Source organism: Allobosea sp. UC22_33 (assembly GCF_042700715.1).
Classification (GTDB): domain Bacteria; phylum Pseudomonadota; class Alphaproteobacteria; order Rhizobiales; family Beijerinckiaceae; genus Allobosea.
Map to the genome: position 1 here is coordinate 4,801,096 of NZ_CP170556.1, position 16,405 is coordinate 4,817,500.

Consider the following 16,405-nt stretch of genomic DNA (forward strand, 5'->3'; position numbering starts at 1 on the left):
CGCTCATGGCCCGCGTTCAATACCCGCATCGCGCGGCTTGCGCCACGCGATGCATGAGCCGCACCATCTCGTTTTTTTTGGGCTCAGGCGAATATCGTCTTGAGCGCCTCGAACCGCGCCAGCTGATCAGCCAGCAATTCGCGCGCGGCATCGCGCCGCACGAAGACCTTGAACATCACCTCGCCGGAGCCGTTGAAGAACTGCACCGAGCAGGCGCGCCGCCCCTGCGCCGTCGAGCGGTCGACCAGATAGATCGCCCGGCAGTTCTCGGCCTTGATATGTCCGCCGATCGGGCTGTCGCCATGGATGTTGTAGTAGCCATGGCCGAAACTGCCGACGGGCAGCGAGCCCTCGCATTCCAGCACGATGTCGGGCGTGTGCATCAGGAAGAGCACCGTCCCCCAGGTCGCAAGCTCCTTCCAGACATCCTCGAAGCGCTCGGGCGCCACGAGCTGGCGCTGCCCGGCGGGCAGGAGTTCGAGCACGGCGCGCGTCGAGACCTTGGCCTCGCGCGCGATCGCTTCGATCAGGCCGTCCGGCTTGGCGGTGAGCAGCGCGCGCGCATGCTCCATCGGATCCTGCGCGGTGATGTCGGCGGTCGTCATCGTCCGGGCCTCACTCGGCCGCCTGGCGGGGCAGGTGCGGGTTGCTCTCGCTCAGCACGGTCTCGAAGCCCTCGAATTCGGGATGGCCGAGATAGATCGGCTTCGGGCGCGGCTGGCCGGCATTGCGATGCGATTCGCGGAACTGCTCGGACTTGGTCCAGGCCGTGAAATCCTCCTTCGAGGCCCAGCTCGTATGCGAGGAATAAAGCGTGTGATCCTCCTTCTCCGGTCCCTTCAGCAGATGGAAGGAGAGGAAGCCCGGCATCTCGTCGAGGCGGGTCTTGCGCGAGGACCAGACCGTCTCGAAGGCGGCTTCCTCGCCCTTGACGACCTTGAAGCGATTCATGGCGATGAACATCGGTAAACCCTGCATCTGACGCGCCGGAAATGGCGGAAACGAACGATACCGGGCAACCGCCATCCCATTCGCCCCCTCTGGAATGAGGATTCGACCTGGAAATGCGCGCGACCAATAGCCAGCCGCCTGACAAGATCGCCTGACGAAGCCGTTACATGTCGGCATTGCCCTTGACCCCTTGTAGTAAAGGCTCATATCAGCGTCAATAATACCGCGACAGAGATCTTGTTTTGAATAATTAAAAACAAGATCTACTTGACGTGGAATCATTTTAAACTGGCTACAATCTTCTTGCTTGGGCGCCATGCCGGTAAACCCGTCGTCCGCGCCGGAATGGAGTTGCGACATGTCCGGCTCGCGCATCACCCCGAAGCTTCGCGGCCTTCAGCAGCCGAACCGCCGTGATCTGACGGCGGCCCTTGCCTTGAGCGCTCTCGGCCTCGGCGGGCTTGGGCTCTCCCCCGTCTTGCCGGGCGCAGCGCTTGCCCAGACGCCGGACCGTATCGTCGTCGCCGGCGGCGTCATCACCGAGGTGATCTATGCACTCGGGCTGCAGGACCGCATCGTCGGCGTCGACTCGACCAGCCAGTTCCCCGCGGAGGCGCTGAAGGACAAGGCGAATGTCGGCTATGTCCGCGCGCTCTCGGCCGAGGGGGTGCTCTCGCTGAAGCCCTCGCTGATCATGCTGATCGACGGCGCCGGCCCGCCGGACGCGGTCTCGCTGATCACCGAATCCGGCGTGAAGATCGCCCGCATCAATGACGGGCTGACACCGGAAGGCGTCACCGCCAAGATCGCCGCGATCGGCGCCGCGATCGGTGCAGCCGCTCCGGCCGAGCGGCTGGCGGCGCAGACCAGGGCGCGTTTCGACGAACTCGCGACGCTGCGCTCTGACATCGCGAAGAAGAAGCGCATCCTCTTCCTGCTCTCGCTGCAGAACGGCCGGGCCATGGTCGGCGGGCGCAACAGCTCGGCCGACGGCATCATCGCGCTGGCCGGCGGCATCAACGTCGCCGAGGCGATCGAAGGCTACAAGCCGATGACCGACGAGGCGATCGCCGCCGCCGCGCCCGACATGGTGCTGATGATGCGCAACAGCAGCGCCCACAACATCACGCCCGAAGAGCTTTTCGCGATGCCCGCCTTCTCCCAGACGCCGGCCGCCAATGGCAAACGCCTGGTCCATATGGACGGGCTCTACCTGCTCGGCTTCGGGCCCCGCACGCCGATGGCCGCGCGCGACCTGATGGCTGCGATCTATCCCGAAGCCGCGATTCCGCCGCTCAAGACCGCCGCCGCCCCGTGACCCTCGCGGCACCGTCCCCGACCATGGCCACGGCAACCCTGACGACGCTGATCGCAAGCCGCCGCCGCGCCGGCCTGCTCGCCATCGCCGGCCTCGCTCTCGCCTGCCTGCTCCTCACCATCGTCGCGATCGGCCAGGGTGCGATCGCGATCGCACCCGGCCGCGTCGCCGAAATCCTGATGGCGCGCCTCACCGGCGACATCAGCCTGCTCGAAGGGCGCGACGTCCTCGTCGTGCTCAATATCCGCCTGCCGCGCGTGCTGCTGGGCCTGCTCGTCGGCGCCGGGCTCGCGGTGTCCGGCGCGCTGATGCAGGGGCTGTTCCGCAATCCGCTCGCCGATCCCGGCCTCGTCGGCGTCTCCAGCGGCGCAGCGCTCGCCGCCGCGACCACGATCGTGCTGGGCGACCGCTTCCTCGCCGGCACCATGATGAAATTGCCCTTCGCCGCCCTGCCGGCCGGCGCCTTCTGCGGCGGCCTTATCTCGACGCTGGCGCTCTATCTCATCGCCACCCGTGGCGGCCGCACCTCGGTCGCGACGATGCTGCTGGCCGGCGTCGCGCTCGGCGCGCTTGCGAGCGCCCTGACCGGGCTTCTCGCCTTCTGGTCGGACGACCGGCAACTGCGCGACCTGACCTTCTGGTCGCTCGGCAGCCTTGGCGGCGCGAGCTGGACCAAGCTGACTGTGGTGGCGCCGATCATCCTGCCGCTGCTGCTGCTGATGCCGCTGCTGGCGCGCGGCCTGAACGGCCTGATGCTCGGCGAGGCCGAGGCCTATCATCTCGGCATCCCCGTCCAGCGCATCAAGGCGCTGGCGATCCTGCTGGTCGCGCTCGCGGTCGGCGCCAGCGTCGCCACGGCCGGGCTGATCGGCTTCGTCGGCATCGTCGTGCCGCATCTGATCCGGCTCTCGGTCGGCCCCGATCACCGCCTGCTGCTGCCGCTCTCGGCGCTGGGCGGGGCGATGCTGCTGGTCGGCGCCGATATCGTCGCTCGCCTCATCGTCGTCCCGGCCGAGCTGCCGATCGGCATCGTCACCGCCACGATCGGCGCACCCTTCTTCCTCTGGCTGCTGCTGCGCCGCACGAGCCTGATCGATGTCTGACGCGAACCCGATCCTCTCCGGCCATGGCGTCAGCTTCGTTGCAGGCGGCCGCCGGCTCGTCACTGACGCCAGCCTGGAGCTGGCCGGCGGCACGACCACGATCCTGATCGGCCCTAACGGCGCCGGCAAATCGACGCTGCTCAAGCTCCTGACCGGCGAGATCAAGCCGGCCGGCGGCGAGATCCGCATCGCCGGGGAACCGCTCGCCGCGGTCCCGGCCTGGCGCCTGGCCTGCCTGCGCTCGGTCATGGCCCAGCATGCCCGCCTCGCCTTCCCCTTCAGCGTCTACGAGGTCGCGAGCCTCGGCGTCGACGGCATCGGCCGGGCGCTGACGCGTCAACGCCGCGAGGCGATCGTCGCCGAAAGCCTGGCCGCAGCCGGCGTGATCGACCTCGCCGGCCGGCGCTACCAAACCCTCTCGGGCGGCGAACAGCAGCGCGTCCAGTTCGCACGCGTGCTCTGCCAGCTCGAAGCCGGCCGCAGCGTCGCCGAGCGGCAGGTGCTCTTCCTGGACGAGCCAATCGCCAGTCTCGACCTCTGTCACCAGCTCGCGCTGCTCGACATGGCGCGCGCCATCGCCGCGCGCGGCGTCGCGGTGCTGATCGTGCTGCATGACCTCAATCTCGCCGTGACCTATGCCGACCATCTCGTCGTGATGGATCAGGGCCAGATCATCGCGCAGGGTCCGCCGGCCCAGACGCTCGACGACGCGCTGCTGCGCCAGGTGTTCAAGGTCGACCTGACGCTGAGCCGCGCGCCGGCTCCCGGCCTGCCCTTCCTGCTGCCGCAGCAGCACCGCGCCCGGCCCGCCGCCTAAGAGGCTGATTTACCCGCGATTCATCCTGAATCGCAGCTTCACCATATCGCTCAACCCGCGCTTCACGGCTGCCGCGCGACAACTCCCGCACGTTTCCTGCGGGAGTTCCGACCATGCTCAGACATGTCGCCGTTGCCACCCTTGCCCTGTCGGCCATCGGCGCGGCCGTTCGACCCGTCGAGGCGCGCGAGATCGTCGGGATGCGCGACGGGCGCTTCGACCCCGGCACCATCGTGATCCGCACCGGCGAGCGGAAGCTCTATTTCGTCACCGCACCCGGCGAGGCGATCCGCTACACCATCGCGGTCGGCAAGGCCGGCAAGCAGTGGCGCGGCGTCAAATATGTCGAGGAACTGCAGGTCGATCCGGCCTGGAGCCCGCCGGCCGAGGTCCGGCGCGACAACCCCCGCCTGCCCGACGTCATCCCCGGCGGCTCGCCGCGCAACCCGATGGGCGCGCGCGTCATCGGGCTCGGACCGACCGGGCAATACGCCATCCACGGCACCAATATGCCGAACACCGTCGGCACCGCCGCCTCCTATGGCTGCTTCCGCATGCACAATCAGGACGTGATCGACCTCTACGCCCGCGTCCAGATGGGCACGCCGGTCGTCGTCCTGCCCTGAACCGTCAGAGAGGCACGCCCGCAGGCATCTGACGTCCCGCGAAAAACGCCTCGAGATTGCCGAGGAGCGTTCGCAGCTGGGCTTTCTTGGCGTCCTGAGAGCTCGCGGCGATATGCGGCGTCAGGACGACATTCTCGAGCTTGCGCAGCCGCTCCGGCACATGCGGCTCCCCGGCGAAGACATCGAGCGCCGCACCGCCGATCCGCTTCTGCTCCAAGGCATCGCAGAGCGCTTCTTCGTCAATGACGAGGCCACGCGAGATATTCACGACATAGCCCTCGGGCCCGAGCGCATCGAGCACGACGGCGTCGACCGCATGGCGCGTCTCGGCGCTGGCCCGCACGGCGATCATGAGCACGTCGGCCCAGCGGGCAAGGCCGAACAGGCTGTCATGGAACTGGTAGGATAGCTCCGGCTTGGGCGAGCGGCTGTGATAGCCGACCTCCATCTCGAAGGCCGCAGCCCGGCTCGCGATCTTGCTGCCGATGGCACCGAGCCCATAGATGCCGATCTTGCGGCCGGCGAGATCCGGCGTATTCGACACCGGCTCGATCCCCCGGCCAGTCCACAGGCCGTCGCGCACGAAGCGGTCGCCTCGTCCGATGCCACGCATCGCATTGAGCATGAGACCAACAGCGAATTCAGCGACGCTGCGTGCATTGGCATCGGCAGCATTGCAAAGCTGGATGCCGCGCGCCTTGGCCGCCGCGGCATCGACCCTCTCGATGCCCGTACCATAGCAGGCGATCAGTTCGAGCTTCGGCAAGGCGTCCATCAGCTGAGCATCGGTCCGCCAGCCACCATAGGTCACCAGCGCGCGCGCTTCCTTCGCCTCGGCCGGAATCCCGGCCGCATCGCCGCCAAGGACCGGTCCGATCACCGTGTAACTCTGCTTCAGGCTTGCGATCGCGTCATCGGAAAGGCGCGGCATCATCAGGATCGTCGGCTTCATCACAGGGCTCCGGAGATATGCTGCATCGCAGCACCATGCCGGACTTTGCTCAACCCATGCTGGCGTCGGCCCCGTCATCCGCGCCGCGCATTCGTGTCTTCGACCAAAGATTGGGCCAAGCGGTTCCAAAATCCGGAAATCGCGGTCGTTGCCCCCTCGCCCCCCGTGAAGAACCGCGTTAACCTCCGGCCGCGACACGTAACCACCCGTACGCTCGTGCGGGTCAGGAAGGGGCTACCCGATGGATCATCTTGCCGACGTGAAGAAGTTCGCCAAGAAGCCGCTCAACGATGCGGCCTTCGCCGGCATGTCTAAATCCTACGCGCTTGTGATGAGCAAACCCGACACCCGCTACGTCGCCTGCTCCGATCCGGCCGAACTCGATCGCGTCCGCGAGAACTTCCTGAAGAAGAAGCTCGGCTTGAAGTCCGGCGATCTCGACGGCTCCGTCAAGGCGATCTGCGAGCATATGAAGGCCGACAAGACCAAGTCCCGCCTGACCTTCTACTACCTGCTGGCCGAGCATCACGGAAAGCTCGACCTTTTCGTCAAGAAGTAAGACCTCGGCCCGGCCGCGCGCCGGGCGACTTTCCCATCATTCGACAGGACGGGAGGCCGGCGCCGAAGCCGGCCGGATTCCTGTCACGCCTGATAGAGGTCTGCGCGCGTCAGCGGCAGGCCGGACGGACCCTTGCGCCGCTTCGAGACCAGCGTCTGGTTGATCAGCGCCCCGCCGCGCTCGAAGGCCAGCGAGCAGCCCGCCAGATAGAGCAGCCACATCCGCGTCCGCTCCGGGCCGATCTCGGCCTCGGCCCTCGCCTTATTGGCCTCAAGCCGCTCCCACCACAGCCTCGTCGTGCGCTGGTAGTGCTCGCGCCAGCCCTCGACATCGTGGACCTCGAAGCCGTGGCGCTCGAGATTGGCGATCGACATGCCCAGATGGTCGAGCTCACCGCCCGGGAAGATATAGCGCACCAGGGCCCGATACTCGGCCGGCATCTTGTTGAAGGCCTTCTCGGTCTTCTTGGCGCGGCGCGAAATGGTGTGGTGGAGGTAGAGGCCCCGTGGCCTGAGCAGCCTGTGCACCGCCTGGAAATAGGACGGGTGGTTGCGAATGCCGACATGCTCGAACATGCCGATGGAGGAGATCTTGTCGAACTCCCCTTCCATCTGCGTGAAGTCCTTGAGGTGGAGCGTGACCTTGCCCTGAAGCCCGAGCTTTTCGACCTTCTCGCGCGCCAGGGCGAGCTGCTCTTCGGCCAGCGTCACGCCATGGGCCTCGACGCCGTAATGGCGCGCCGCATGGCAGACCAGCGCGCCCCAGCCGCAGCCGATGTCGAGGAAGCGATCGCCCGGCTGCAGGCGCAGCTTCCGGCAGATCATGTCGAGCTTGTCGCGCTGCGCGCGTTCGAGATCGCCATGATCCTCGGTGAAATAGGCGCAGGTATAGACCATCTCCTCGTCGAGGAAGAGCCGGTAGAAATCGTTCGAGACGTCGTAATGATAGGCGATATTGGCCTTGTTGGTGGCCGGCGCCCCGTCGCGCGCGATCTCGTCGCCCTTGCGATGGCTGACGGCGGCCTCGGCCGTACCGGGGGCGAAAAGGAAGCGTCTGATGACATCGAAGACGGCGCTCTTTGGGATGTTGCGGGCGAGCTTGCCGATCTTGCCTTCCGGCCGGGCCGCCGCGAGATCGAAGATCGAGCCGTTCACGATCGAGAGCCGGTCGGCGATGTGCAGGTTGAGCAGCGTGTCCAGCTTCGGCTTACGGATCAGCGCCGCGAGCACGCCGGGGTCGGCAATGGCGATGCCGAGTGCATCCTGCGGCCACACCGCCGGAACCATGCTGCCGTCCCAAAGGCGGAAGCCGAGCTTCAGGCCGAGTTTCTCATGCGCCTCGGCGAGGAGGCGGCGCAGGGCTGCGAGGCGCTTGTCGTTGCTGTCCATAGGCCAAATCCGCTGCTATCCCGCAGCTGTTTGAACGCAGGGCAGCCGATTGGCAATGTTCGGGCAATGCTTCGCCGCCCCAGCGCGTCAGAAATCGCTGGCGATGCCTTTCACTTCCCAATCGTCATAGCGCACCGGCTCCAGGCCGCCGCGGCCATTGACCTCGCGCTGCTTCGCAACCTCGGCGGCATGGGCGTCGATTGCGGCGCGGCGTGCCGCCGCTTCGGCCAGCGCACGCTGCGCGGCGGGGGACAGCACCTTGGCGTCCGGAGTATCCGCAGGCCTGTCCTGATCGGTCTTTTCGGGCATTTCGGCGCGTTTCCTTGCAGGATTCTCTTGCAGGATCGGGATTGCCCTCACCACATAGGGCACGACGCCCGCAGATGCGAGGGTCCGCGCGAACGCGCGCCAGAGAAGGGGGTTCGATGAATTACGTTCGCACCGGCATGTTGATGGCGGGCCTGACGGCGCTGTTCGGCGCGGTCGGCTATCTGCTCGGCGGCGGGGGCGGCATGCTGATGGCGCTCGGCTTCGCCACTGTCACCAATCTCTTCAGCTACTGGAATTCCGACCGGCTGGCACTCGCCGCCCATAACGCCCAGGAGGTCGATGAGCGCACCGCGCCCGAACTCTACGGGATGGTGCGCGATCTCGCCGCCCGCGCGAACATGCCGATGCCGCGCGTCTACCTGATCCAGGAGGATCAGCCGAACGCCTTCGCTACCGGCCGCAACCCGCAGAACGCGGCTGTGGCGGCGACGACCGGCATCCTGCGCACGCTGACCTATGAGGAACTGGCCGGCGTGATGGCGCACGAACTCGCGCATATCAAGAATCACGACACGCTGACGATGACGATCACCGCGACCTTCGCCGGCGCGATCTCCTCGCTCGTCACCTTCGGCATGTTCTTCGGCTCGCGCGACAACCGCCCGAACTTCATCGTCCAGATCCTGCTTTCGATCCTCGCGCCGATGGCGGCAGCCCTGATCCAGATGGCGATTTCGCGCTCGCGCGAATACGAGGCCGACAAGCTCGGCGGCCAGATTTGCGGCAACCCGGTCTGGCTGGCCGATGCGCTCGCCAAGATCGCGGCCGGTGTTCAGCACATCCCCAGCGAGACAGCGGAGGCCAAGCCTGCTACGGCGCACATGTTCATCATCAATCCCCTGACCGGCGGCGGCATGGATAATCTGTTCTCGACACATCCCGACACCGGCAATCGCATCGCCGCCCTGATGGAACAGGCGCGCGCATTGGGCATCGGCCGCAGCAATGCGAGCGCAGGCTTCACCGCCCAAGCCACTGACAATCCCTGGGGCAATGCCCCGCGCCAGCCGGGCCCGTGGGGCTGAAATGTCCGCTCAATCCTCCTCGCCCCGCCCGCCCCAGCCGGAGGCGCCGAAGCTCGACGATGCCCCGGGCCTACCCGCCCGCCGGCTCGCCGCTGCCGTCATCGACGAAGTGCTGCGCGCCCGCGTCGCGCTCGACGAAACCCTGGAGCGGATGCTGCCGGAATCCGGGCTCGATGCCGCCGATGCGAGCCTCGCCCGCGCCATCGTGGTGACCGCCTTCCGTCGCCTCGGCACGATCCAGCAGGCGATCGACGCGCGTCTCGACCGTGGCAGCCCGCGCAAATCCGGCCCGTTCGAGCCGATCGTGACGGCAGCCGCCGCCCAGATCCTCTTCCTCGATGTGCCCGACCATGCCGCCGTCGATATCGCGATCCGTCAATTGCACGAGGACCCGCGTTCGGCCCGCTACGCCGCGCTCGGCAATGCCGTGCTGCGCCGCCTCGCCCGCGAGCGCGACGCGGTGTTGGCCGAAGCCCAGGCGGAGGTCTTCGGCGATACGCCGGACTGGCTGATCGAAAGCTGGTGCACGGCCTATGGCGAGGACACCGCCGCCGCGATCGCGCGGAGCCACCGCGAGGAGCCGCCGCTCGACCTCTCCGTCAAGGCCGATCCGGCGGGCTGGGCCGAGAAGCTCGACGGCATCGCCCTGCCGATCGGTTCGGTGCGCCTGCGCGAGCGCCAGGCCATCGCCGGCCTGCCCGGCTTCGACGAAGGGGACTGGTGGGTGCAGGACGCCGCCGCAACCCTGCCGGTGAAGCTCCTCGCGCCACAGCCCGGCGAGCGCATCGTCGATCTCTGCGCCGCTCCCGGCGGCAAGACCGCCCAGATCGCCGCGACCGGCGCCAACGTCACCGCGCTCGACCGCTCGGGCCCGCGCCTGCGCCGTCTCAAGGCCAATCTCGCCCGGCTCGGCCTTTCAGCCGAAGTGGTCACCGCCGATGCCGTGACCTGGAAGGCCGAACCCTTCGATGCCGTGTTGCTCGACGCCCCCTGCAGCGCGACCGGGACGATCCGCCGCCATCCCGACGTCGCCTGGACCAAGCTGCCGGAGGATCGCGACCGGCTCGCCGCCCTGCAGGCGCGCCTGTTCGATACTGCCGCCGCGTTGACGAAGCCCGGCGGGCGCCTCGTCTATTGCACCTGTTCGCTCGAACCGCAGGAAGGCGAGGAGCAGACCGCCGCCTTCCTCGCCCGCAATCCCCAGTTTCGTCGCGAGCCGGTTCGCCCCGAGGAAATCGGCGGTTTGACTGACGCGATCGACGCGAACGGCGATATCCGCACCCTGCCGCACCAGTTGCAGGGCGAAACCCCGCGTCTGTCGGGATGGGCGGGATTTTACGCAACCCGCCTGATCAGGCTATGACGGGACCGGGATTCGCGCGGCGCACCGCCGCGCCCGGGCACGGAGTCGACGGGGGATTTGAACGGGTGGGCTGAGCGACGGGGATTGGCCCAGGCCGCGATCGGACGGGCGGCGCGGCGAACCCGTGGCCAGTTCGTCGGCGCCACCCGCAAGCTCTGGCCCTTCGGCCGCAGCAACGCCACCCGCCTGCTCTTCGCTCCGCATGACCTGCGCACTGCCGATCCGACGACGGCCAGTGATTTCTATGCCGGCTATTACGCCTTCGCCGGGCGGACCTTGCGCAGCCACGGCGAATCGCCCTTCGATGCGACGCCGCCGAGCGAGGCCTGGGCCGAGGCGCTCTACGGTTTCGGCTGGCTGCGCCACATGCGCGCCGCCGACACGGCCATCGCCCGCGCCAATGCCCGCAGCCTCGTCGAGGATTTCATCGCCCGGCGCCGCGACCGCCACGAGATTGCCCGCCGCCCGGCCGTGGCCGCGCGCCGGCTGATCTCCTTCCTCTCGCATTCCCCGCTGCTGCTGGAGGGGGCCGACCACGCTTTCTACGAGCGCTATCTGCGCCATGTCTCGCGCCTGACCGACCGGGTCAGCCTGGCCCTGGCCGGCGCCGTCGAAGGCGCCGACCGGCTGAACGGCCTCATCGCCATCGCCTTTGCCGCGATCTGCCTTGACGGCCAGGATAGCCGCCGCCGCCGGATCGAGACCCTGCTGTCCGAAGAGATCGACGAGCAGATCCTCCCTGATGGCGGCCACCTCTCGCGCAATCCGCGCCTGCTGATCGAGTTCCTGCTCGATCTCCTGCCGCTGCGCGAAACCTTCTCCGCCCGCGGTCTCGAGCCGCCGCGGGGCGTACTGACCGCGATCGAGCGGATGATGCCGCATTTGCGCCTGTTCCGGCATGGCGACGGAGCGCTCGCCCTGTTCAACGGCATGGGCACGACGCCGCCCGACCTGATGGCGACGCTTGCGGCCTATGACGACGCCCGCGGCCGCCCGACCGAGCACGCCGCCTATTCCGGCTATAGCCGCCTCTCGGCCGAGCGCAGCATCGTCGTCGCCGATGCCGGCGCCCCGCCGCGCGGCGCCTATTCGGTCGAGGCCCATGCCGGCTGCCTCGCCTTCGAATTCTCCAGCAGCGCGCAACGCATCATCGTGAATTGTGGCGCCAGCCGCTTCGGCCCGCCGGAGTTGAAGCTCGCCGCGCGCAGCACCGCCGCCCATTCGACGCTCGTCCTCGACGATCGCTCCAGTGCGAATTTCGGCAGGGTTCTCGGCGAGATGCGCGTCGTCTCCGGCCCTCGCGACGTCCGCGTCGCCCGGCAGGATGGCGCAGACGGCCCGGAATGGGTCGCAAGCCATGACGGCTATCGCCGCAGCCTCGGCGCGACCCACACCCGTCGCCTCCTGCTGGCGCAGGACGGCGCGGCGCTGGCGGGTGAAGACGAAGTCGCCCTGGCTGAAACGCGCACCGCGCTCTCGGCCGCTTTGCGCTTCCACCTGCACCCGAATGTCCGCGCGAGCCTCGTCCGCGACGGCACCGGCGCGCTGCTGGCACTCGCTTCCGGCGAGGTCTGGAGTTTCGAAGCCGGCGGCCTCACCATCGCCATCGAGGAGAGCATCTTCCTCGCTTCTTCCGATGGCAGGCGCCGCACCGAGCAGCTCGTCGTCGCCTTCGATGCCGCCGCGACGCCGCGCGTCGCCTGGCGCCTCAGCCGGATCAGCGCCGCCAATCCGCGCGCCGGCAAGACGGTTGCCGCCGCGATCGCCGAGCGCGAGGCCGGGGCACCCGCACCCGGCGCGTGACGGTTCTGCAACAGTGGCTTTTGCCTTTTGCAGCGCAGCATGATAGCCCGCGCGCGTCTGCCGAAACTGCCTTCCCGCAATCCAAGCCGGACTGATCCCGATGCCGAATGAGCTTCGCCGCGTCGAACGCGCGCTCCTTTCCGTTTCCGACAAGGCAGGGCTGATCGATTTCGCGCGCGCCCTCCACAAGCTCGGCATCGCGCTGGTCTCGACCGGCGGCACCGCCAAGGCGATCGCCGAGGCCGGCCTGCCGGTTTCGGACGTCTCCGATCTCACCGGCTTCCCCGAGATGATGGACGGCCGAGTCAAAACCCTGCATCCGAAGGTCCATGGCGGCCTGCTCGCCATCCGCTCGCATCCCGAGCACCAGGCCTCGATGCTCGGCCACGGCATCCAGCCGATCGATCTGCTCGTCGTGAACCTCTACCCGTTCGAGGCGACCGTCGCCGCCGGCAAGGCCTATGACGACTGCATCGAGAACATCGATATCGGCGGCCCCGCGATGATCCGCGCCGCCGCCAAGAACCATCACGACGTCGCCGTCGTGGTCGAGCCGGCCGATTACCCTTCCGTCCTCGCCGATCTCGAGGCCCAGAAGGGCGCGACCACGCTGACGCTGCGCCGCAAGCTCGCCCAGAAGGCCTATGCCCGCACCGCTGCCTATGACGCGGCGATCTCGAACTGGTTCGCGAACGAGCTCGGCGACACCGCTCCGCATTTCCGCGCGCTCGGCGGCGCGCTGGCTGAAACCATGCGCTATGGCGAGAACCCGCATCAATGGGCGGCCTTCTACCGCACGCCGGAGAACCGGCCGGGCGTCTCGACCGCCCGCCAGGTCCAGGGCAAGCAGCTCTCCTACAACAACATCAACGACACCGACGCCGCCTTCGAATGCGTCGCCGAGTTTGCGCCGGAGGCCTCGGCCGCCTGCGTCATCGTCAAGCACGCCAACCCTTGCGGCGTCGCGGCCGGCGGCTCGCTGCTCGAAGCCTATGAGCGTGCGCTCGCCTGCGACCCGGTCTCGGCCTTCGGCGGCATCGTCGCGCTGAACCGCAAGCTCGACGCCGCCGCGGCCAGGAAGATCGTCGAGGTCTTCACCGAGGTCATCATCGCGCCAGACGCCGACGAGGAGGCGATCGCCATGATCGCCGCCAAGAAGAACCTGCGCCTGCTGCTCACCGGCGGCCTGCCGGATGTCCGCGCGCCCGGCCTGTCGCTGCGTACCGTTTCCGGCGGCTTCCTCGCCCAGTCGCGCGACAATGCCGTCGTCGACGACATGGAGCTCAAGGTCGTCACCAAGCGCCAGCCGAGCGAGCGTGAGCTTGCCGATCTGCGCTTCGCCTTCCGCGTCGCCAAGCACGTCAAGTCCAACGCCATCGTCTATGCCAAGGACCTCGCGACCGTCGGCATTGGCGCCGGCCAGATGAGCCGCGTCGATTCCTCGCGCATCGCCGCCTGGAAGGCTGCCGAGGCCGCCAAGGCTGCGGGCATCGCGGAGAGCCTGGCCAAGGGCTCGGTCGTCGCCTCCGACGCTTTCTTCCCCTTCGCCGACGGCCTGCTGGCCGCCGCGGAAGCCGGCGCCACCGCCGTGATCCAGCCCGGCGGCTCGATGCGCGACGACGAGGTGATCAAGGCGGCCGACGAGGCCGGCCTCGCCATGGTCTTCACGGGGCACCGCCACTTCCGCCATTGACGGCGGGGCGCGCCGCGGGACAGGCTTGCTGACGGGCCGCGCGTGAAGCCGCGCGGCAGGGGATAGGGGTCTGCATGGCCAAAGCTCAAAAATCCGGCGCGCTGCTCAGGGAGCGCGTCGAACACCAGCATGCGCGGGTCTCATACGTCGAGCTCTTCTTCGACCTGGTTTTCGTCTTCGCGATCACGCAGATCTCCCACACCCTGATCGAGCATTTCAGCGTGCTCGGTCTGGCCCAGGCCGCCTTCTTGCTCGGCGCCGTCTGGTGGATCTGGATCTATACGAGCTGGGTGACGAACTGGCTCGACCCCGAACGGCCGCCGGTTCGGATCCTGCTCTTCGTCCTGATGTTCCTCGGGCTGGTGATGTCCTGCGCGCTGCCGGAGGCCTTCGGCACGACCGGCCTCGCCTTCGCCGGCGCCTATGTCACGGCGCAGCTTGTTCGCTCGGTCTTCACGATGGTGAGCCTCCGGGGCGCCTCGCCTGCGAACTACCGCAACTTCCAGCGCATCACGATCTGGCTGGTCTGCTCGGGCATCTTCTGGATCGTCGGCGGCTTGAGCGAGGGCCCGTTGCGCTTCGGACTCTGGCTGATCGCGCTCGGCATCGAATATGTCGGCCCCGCCGTCGGCTTCCGGGTCTTGCGCCTTGGCCGCTCGCTCACCAGCGACTGGAATGTCGAAGGCGGCCATTTCGCCGAGCGCTGCGCCCTCTTCATCATCATCGCGCTCGGCGAATCCGTCATCATGACCGGCGCGACCGCCGCGAAGCTGCCGCCGACGGCGGTCAATCTGACGGCCTTCCTCAATGCCTTCCTGAGCACGGTCGCCATGTGGTGGATCTATTTCCATATCGGCGCCGAGCGGGCGAGCCAGCATATCGCGCATTCGGAAGACCCGGGCCGGATCGCCCGGATCGCCTATACCTATCTGCATGTCCTGCTGGTCGCCGGCATCATCCTTGTCGCGGTCGGCGACGAGCTGGTGATCGCGCATCCCACTGGCCATACCGACGGCAGGACGGCGATCGCGGTGCTGGCCGGCCCGGCCTTCTACCTGCTCGGCAATCTGCTGTTCAAACGGATCACAGCCGGCTGGTATCCCCTCTCCCATCTCGCCGGCCTCGGTCTGCTCGCCATTCTCACGCCGGCCTGGACCGTGCTGCCGCCGCTTGGCTTCAGCCTGGCCGCGACCGCGATCCTGGTCCTGGTCGCCGCCTGGGAGGCGATCTCGCTACGGACCAAGGAGGCCTGACCCATGCATACCATCAAGGTCATCGGCATCGGCTTTGCGCTGCTCGGCATCCTGCTCGTCCTGGCGCCGCGCCTCTCGATATCGGCCGGGCGGCCGATCCCCTTCGCGGTGAAGCTGTTCCTGCCGCTCTGGTTCGCTGGGGCCCTGATCAATCTCTGGATCGGTGTCGCCAGCGCAGGCTATACGGTGAGGGAGGAGGCACCGATCTTCCTCGTCGTGTTCGGCGTGCCGGCAATCGCCAGCCTGCTGATCCTGTGGCTGACCTCGCGAATTGCCCGATGAGCCTCGAATCCGTCCGCGCTTTCTTCGCCGAGCACGCCCCCGACATCGCCGTCATCGTGACGCCCGAGAGCAGCGCGACCGTCCCGCTCGCCGCGGCGGCCCATGGCGTCGAGCCCGGTCAGATCGCCAAGACGCTCTCCTTGCGCATCGGTGACGAGGTTGTCCTGGTCGTCACCCGTGGCGATGCCCGGCTGGATAACAAGAAGGCCAAGGCTGCGCTCGGCGGCAAGCCGCGCATGCTCGGCCAGGAGGAGGTCGAGGCTCTGACCGGTCACCCGGTCGGCGGCGTCTGCCCCTTCGGCCTTGCAACGCCGCTCAAGGTCTATTGCGACGTCTCGCTGAAATCCTTCGACATCGTCGTGCCGGCCGCCGGCTCCACCCATAGCGCACTGCGCATCGCGCCTCAGCGCATGGCCGAGCTGACCCGGGCCGAATGGGTCGATACCTGCCAGGAGGCGGCGCAGGACGCCGCGGCTGCGGCGGAATAAGCGCTCAGCCCTTCGTCCGCGCGATCAGTTCCATCGCGGCGGCGGGATTGCGCACTTTGTCGCCGCTGATGACATAGAGAAACACGTCGCGTTTCTCGGCCTTGGCCGCCGGCCCGACCGTCTCCAGCCCTTCCGGCACGCCGCCCTTGGCCCAGGCTTGCGCGGCCTTGACCCAGCGATCGAGCCCCGCCTCGGAATAGCCCTTCGGCTCGGCCTCCTTTGTCCCCATGATCCGCGCATAGACGAAGGGCGCCGTCACGTCGGCGATCTGCGTGTAATCCGCATCGGCCGACGTGATGACGGCGACGCCATATTCGCGCAGAAGCGCAATGAAATCCGGCGAGCGGAAACTGTCATGCCGGACCTCGACGGCATGCCGCAGCTTGATCCCATCCAGCTCCTTGGGCAGCAATTTGAGGAAGGCCTCGAAATCTCCGGGATCGAACTGCTTCGT

General features: G+C 67.7%; 18 protein-coding genes (1 of these 18 cut by a window edge). 12 read left to right on the plus strand and 6 right to left on the minus strand.

The window, feature by feature from the left end:
- Window positions 1-83: 83 nt before the first annotated feature.
- Together hutX and ACFJGT_RS23190 are read right to left on the minus strand one after the other, a co-directional pair.
- The gene (gene hutX / locus ACFJGT_RS23185; RefSeq protein ID WP_377843040.1) at window positions 84-605 is read right to left on the minus strand and encodes a heme utilization cystosolic carrier protein HutX; all 522 of its coding nucleotides are present in this window, start codon (window positions 603-605) and stop codon (window positions 84-86) included.
- A gap of 10 nt (window positions 606-615) precedes the next feature.
- Window positions 616-963, minus strand: coding sequence for an antibiotic biosynthesis monooxygenase family protein (locus ACFJGT_RS23190; protein ID WP_377843045.1), 348 nt, complete (start codon window positions 961-963; stop codon window positions 616-618).
- A 346-nt stretch (window positions 964-1,309) separates the two neighbouring features.
- Between ACFJGT_RS23190 and ACFJGT_RS23195 the strand changes: the two genes are divergently transcribed.
- The 4 genes from ACFJGT_RS23195 to ACFJGT_RS23210 all read left to right on the plus strand — a co-directional run bounded on the left by ACFJGT_RS23195 (window position 1,310) and on the right by ACFJGT_RS23210 (window position 4,815).
- Window positions 1,310-2,269 carry a hemin ABC transporter substrate-binding protein gene (locus ACFJGT_RS23195; RefSeq protein WP_377843049.1) on the plus strand — a complete coding sequence of 320 codons (960 nt, stop codon included), beginning with the start codon at window positions 1,310-1,312 and terminating at the stop codon, window positions 2,267-2,269.
- A gap of 23 nt (window positions 2,270-2,292) precedes the next feature.
- Window positions 2,293-3,372, plus strand: a complete 1,080-nt coding sequence (locus tag ACFJGT_RS23200; protein WP_377843054.1) for a FecCD family ABC transporter permease — start codon at window positions 2,293-2,295, stop codon at window positions 3,370-3,372.
- Window positions 3,365-4,189 (plus strand): heme ABC transporter ATP-binding protein, encoded by an 825-nt coding sequence (locus tag ACFJGT_RS23205; protein ID WP_377843061.1) that lies wholly within the window; start codon window positions 3,365-3,367, stop codon window positions 4,187-4,189. The genes ACFJGT_RS23200 and ACFJGT_RS23205 overlap by 8 nt, the downstream gene beginning before the upstream one ends.
- 113 nt (window positions 4,190-4,302) lie before the next feature.
- Window positions 4,303-4,815: a L,D-transpeptidase gene (locus ACFJGT_RS23210; protein WP_377843064.1), complete on the plus strand. Its 513-nt coding sequence runs from the start codon at window positions 4,303-4,305 to the stop codon at window positions 4,813-4,815.
- Window positions 4,816-4,819: 4 nt separating this feature from the next.
- On the opposite strand, the gene ACFJGT_RS23215 is transcribed toward ACFJGT_RS23210, so the two are convergent.
- Complete coding sequence (locus ACFJGT_RS23215; RefSeq protein WP_377843067.1) at window positions 4,820-5,767, minus strand: 2-hydroxyacid dehydrogenase; 948 nt, start codon at window positions 5,765-5,767, stop codon at window positions 4,820-4,822.
- 241 nt (window positions 5,768-6,008) lie between these two features.
- On the opposite strand from ACFJGT_RS23215, the gene ACFJGT_RS23220 reads away from it, so the two are divergent.
- The gene (locus ACFJGT_RS23220; protein ID WP_377843072.1) at window positions 6,009-6,326 is read left to right on the plus strand and encodes a DUF2853 family protein; all 318 of its coding nucleotides are present in this window, start codon (window positions 6,009-6,011) and stop codon (window positions 6,324-6,326) included.
- Window positions 6,327-6,409: 83 nt separating this feature from the next.
- Here the strand turns inward: ACFJGT_RS23220 and ACFJGT_RS23225 are convergent, their stop codons facing one another.
- Both ACFJGT_RS23225 and ACFJGT_RS23230 read right to left on the minus strand, forming a co-directional pair.
- Window positions 6,410-7,714 carry a class I SAM-dependent methyltransferase gene (locus ACFJGT_RS23225; protein ID WP_377843075.1) on the minus strand — a complete coding sequence of 435 codons (1,305 nt, stop codon included), beginning with the start codon at window positions 7,712-7,714 and terminating at the stop codon, window positions 6,410-6,412.
- Between the two features lie 87 nt (window positions 7,715-7,801).
- Window positions 7,802-8,023 (minus strand): DUF1674 domain-containing protein, encoded by a 222-nt coding sequence (locus tag ACFJGT_RS23230; RefSeq protein ID WP_377849052.1) that lies wholly within the window; start codon window positions 8,021-8,023, stop codon window positions 7,802-7,804.
- Window positions 8,024-8,139: 116 nt separating this feature from the next.
- Here ACFJGT_RS23230 and htpX point away from each other — a divergent pair, with 116 nt between their 5' ends.
- The 7 genes from htpX to ACFJGT_RS23265 all read left to right on the plus strand — a co-directional run bounded on the left by htpX (window position 8,140) and on the right by ACFJGT_RS23265 (window position 15,951).
- Complete coding sequence (gene htpX / locus ACFJGT_RS23235; RefSeq protein ID WP_377843079.1) at window positions 8,140-9,069, plus strand: zinc metalloprotease HtpX; 930 nt, start codon at window positions 8,140-8,142, stop codon at window positions 9,067-9,069.
- Between the two features lies 1 nt (window position 9,070).
- Window positions 9,071-10,432, plus strand: coding sequence for an RsmB/NOP family class I SAM-dependent RNA methyltransferase (locus tag ACFJGT_RS23240; RefSeq protein WP_377843082.1), 1,362 nt, complete (start codon window positions 9,071-9,073; stop codon window positions 10,430-10,432).
- Window positions 10,433-10,516: 84 nt separating this feature from the next.
- On the plus strand, window positions 10,517-12,235 hold the full coding sequence (locus ACFJGT_RS23245; RefSeq protein ID WP_377843087.1) for a heparinase II/III family protein: 1,719 nt from the start codon (window positions 10,517-10,519) through the stop codon (window positions 12,233-12,235).
- Between the two features lie 100 nt (window positions 12,236-12,335).
- The gene (gene purH, locus ACFJGT_RS23250) at window positions 12,336-13,928 is read left to right on the plus strand and encodes a bifunctional phosphoribosylaminoimidazolecarboxamide formyltransferase/IMP cyclohydrolase (RefSeq protein WP_377843090.1); all 1,593 of its coding nucleotides are present in this window, start codon (window positions 12,336-12,338) and stop codon (window positions 13,926-13,928) included.
- A 74-nt stretch (window positions 13,929-14,002) separates the two neighbouring features.
- Window positions 14,003-15,181 (plus strand): low temperature requirement protein A, encoded by a 1,179-nt coding sequence (locus ACFJGT_RS23255; RefSeq protein ID WP_377843093.1) that lies wholly within the window; start codon window positions 14,003-14,005, stop codon window positions 15,179-15,181.
- A gap of 3 nt (window positions 15,182-15,184) precedes the next feature.
- Entirely contained in the window at window positions 15,185-15,463 is a 279-nt protein-coding gene (locus ACFJGT_RS23260; protein WP_377843096.1) for a hypothetical protein, read from the plus strand.
- Complete coding sequence (locus tag ACFJGT_RS23265; protein WP_377843099.1) at window positions 15,460-15,951, plus strand: YbaK/EbsC family protein; 492 nt, start codon at window positions 15,460-15,462, stop codon at window positions 15,949-15,951. Before ACFJGT_RS23260 ends, ACFJGT_RS23265 begins: the two co-directional genes overlap by 4 nt.
- Window positions 15,952-15,955: 4 nt before the next feature.
- On the opposite strand, the gene ACFJGT_RS23270 is transcribed toward ACFJGT_RS23265, so the two are convergent.
- A protein-coding gene (locus tag ACFJGT_RS23270) for a DUF72 domain-containing protein (RefSeq protein ID WP_377843102.1) crosses the window boundary here: on the minus strand, window positions 15,956-16,405 show its 3' portion. The gene runs 354 nt beyond the window's last position; the window shows 450 of its 804 coding nt (coding positions 355-804); its start codon lies off the right edge, out of view; the stop codon is at window positions 15,956-15,958.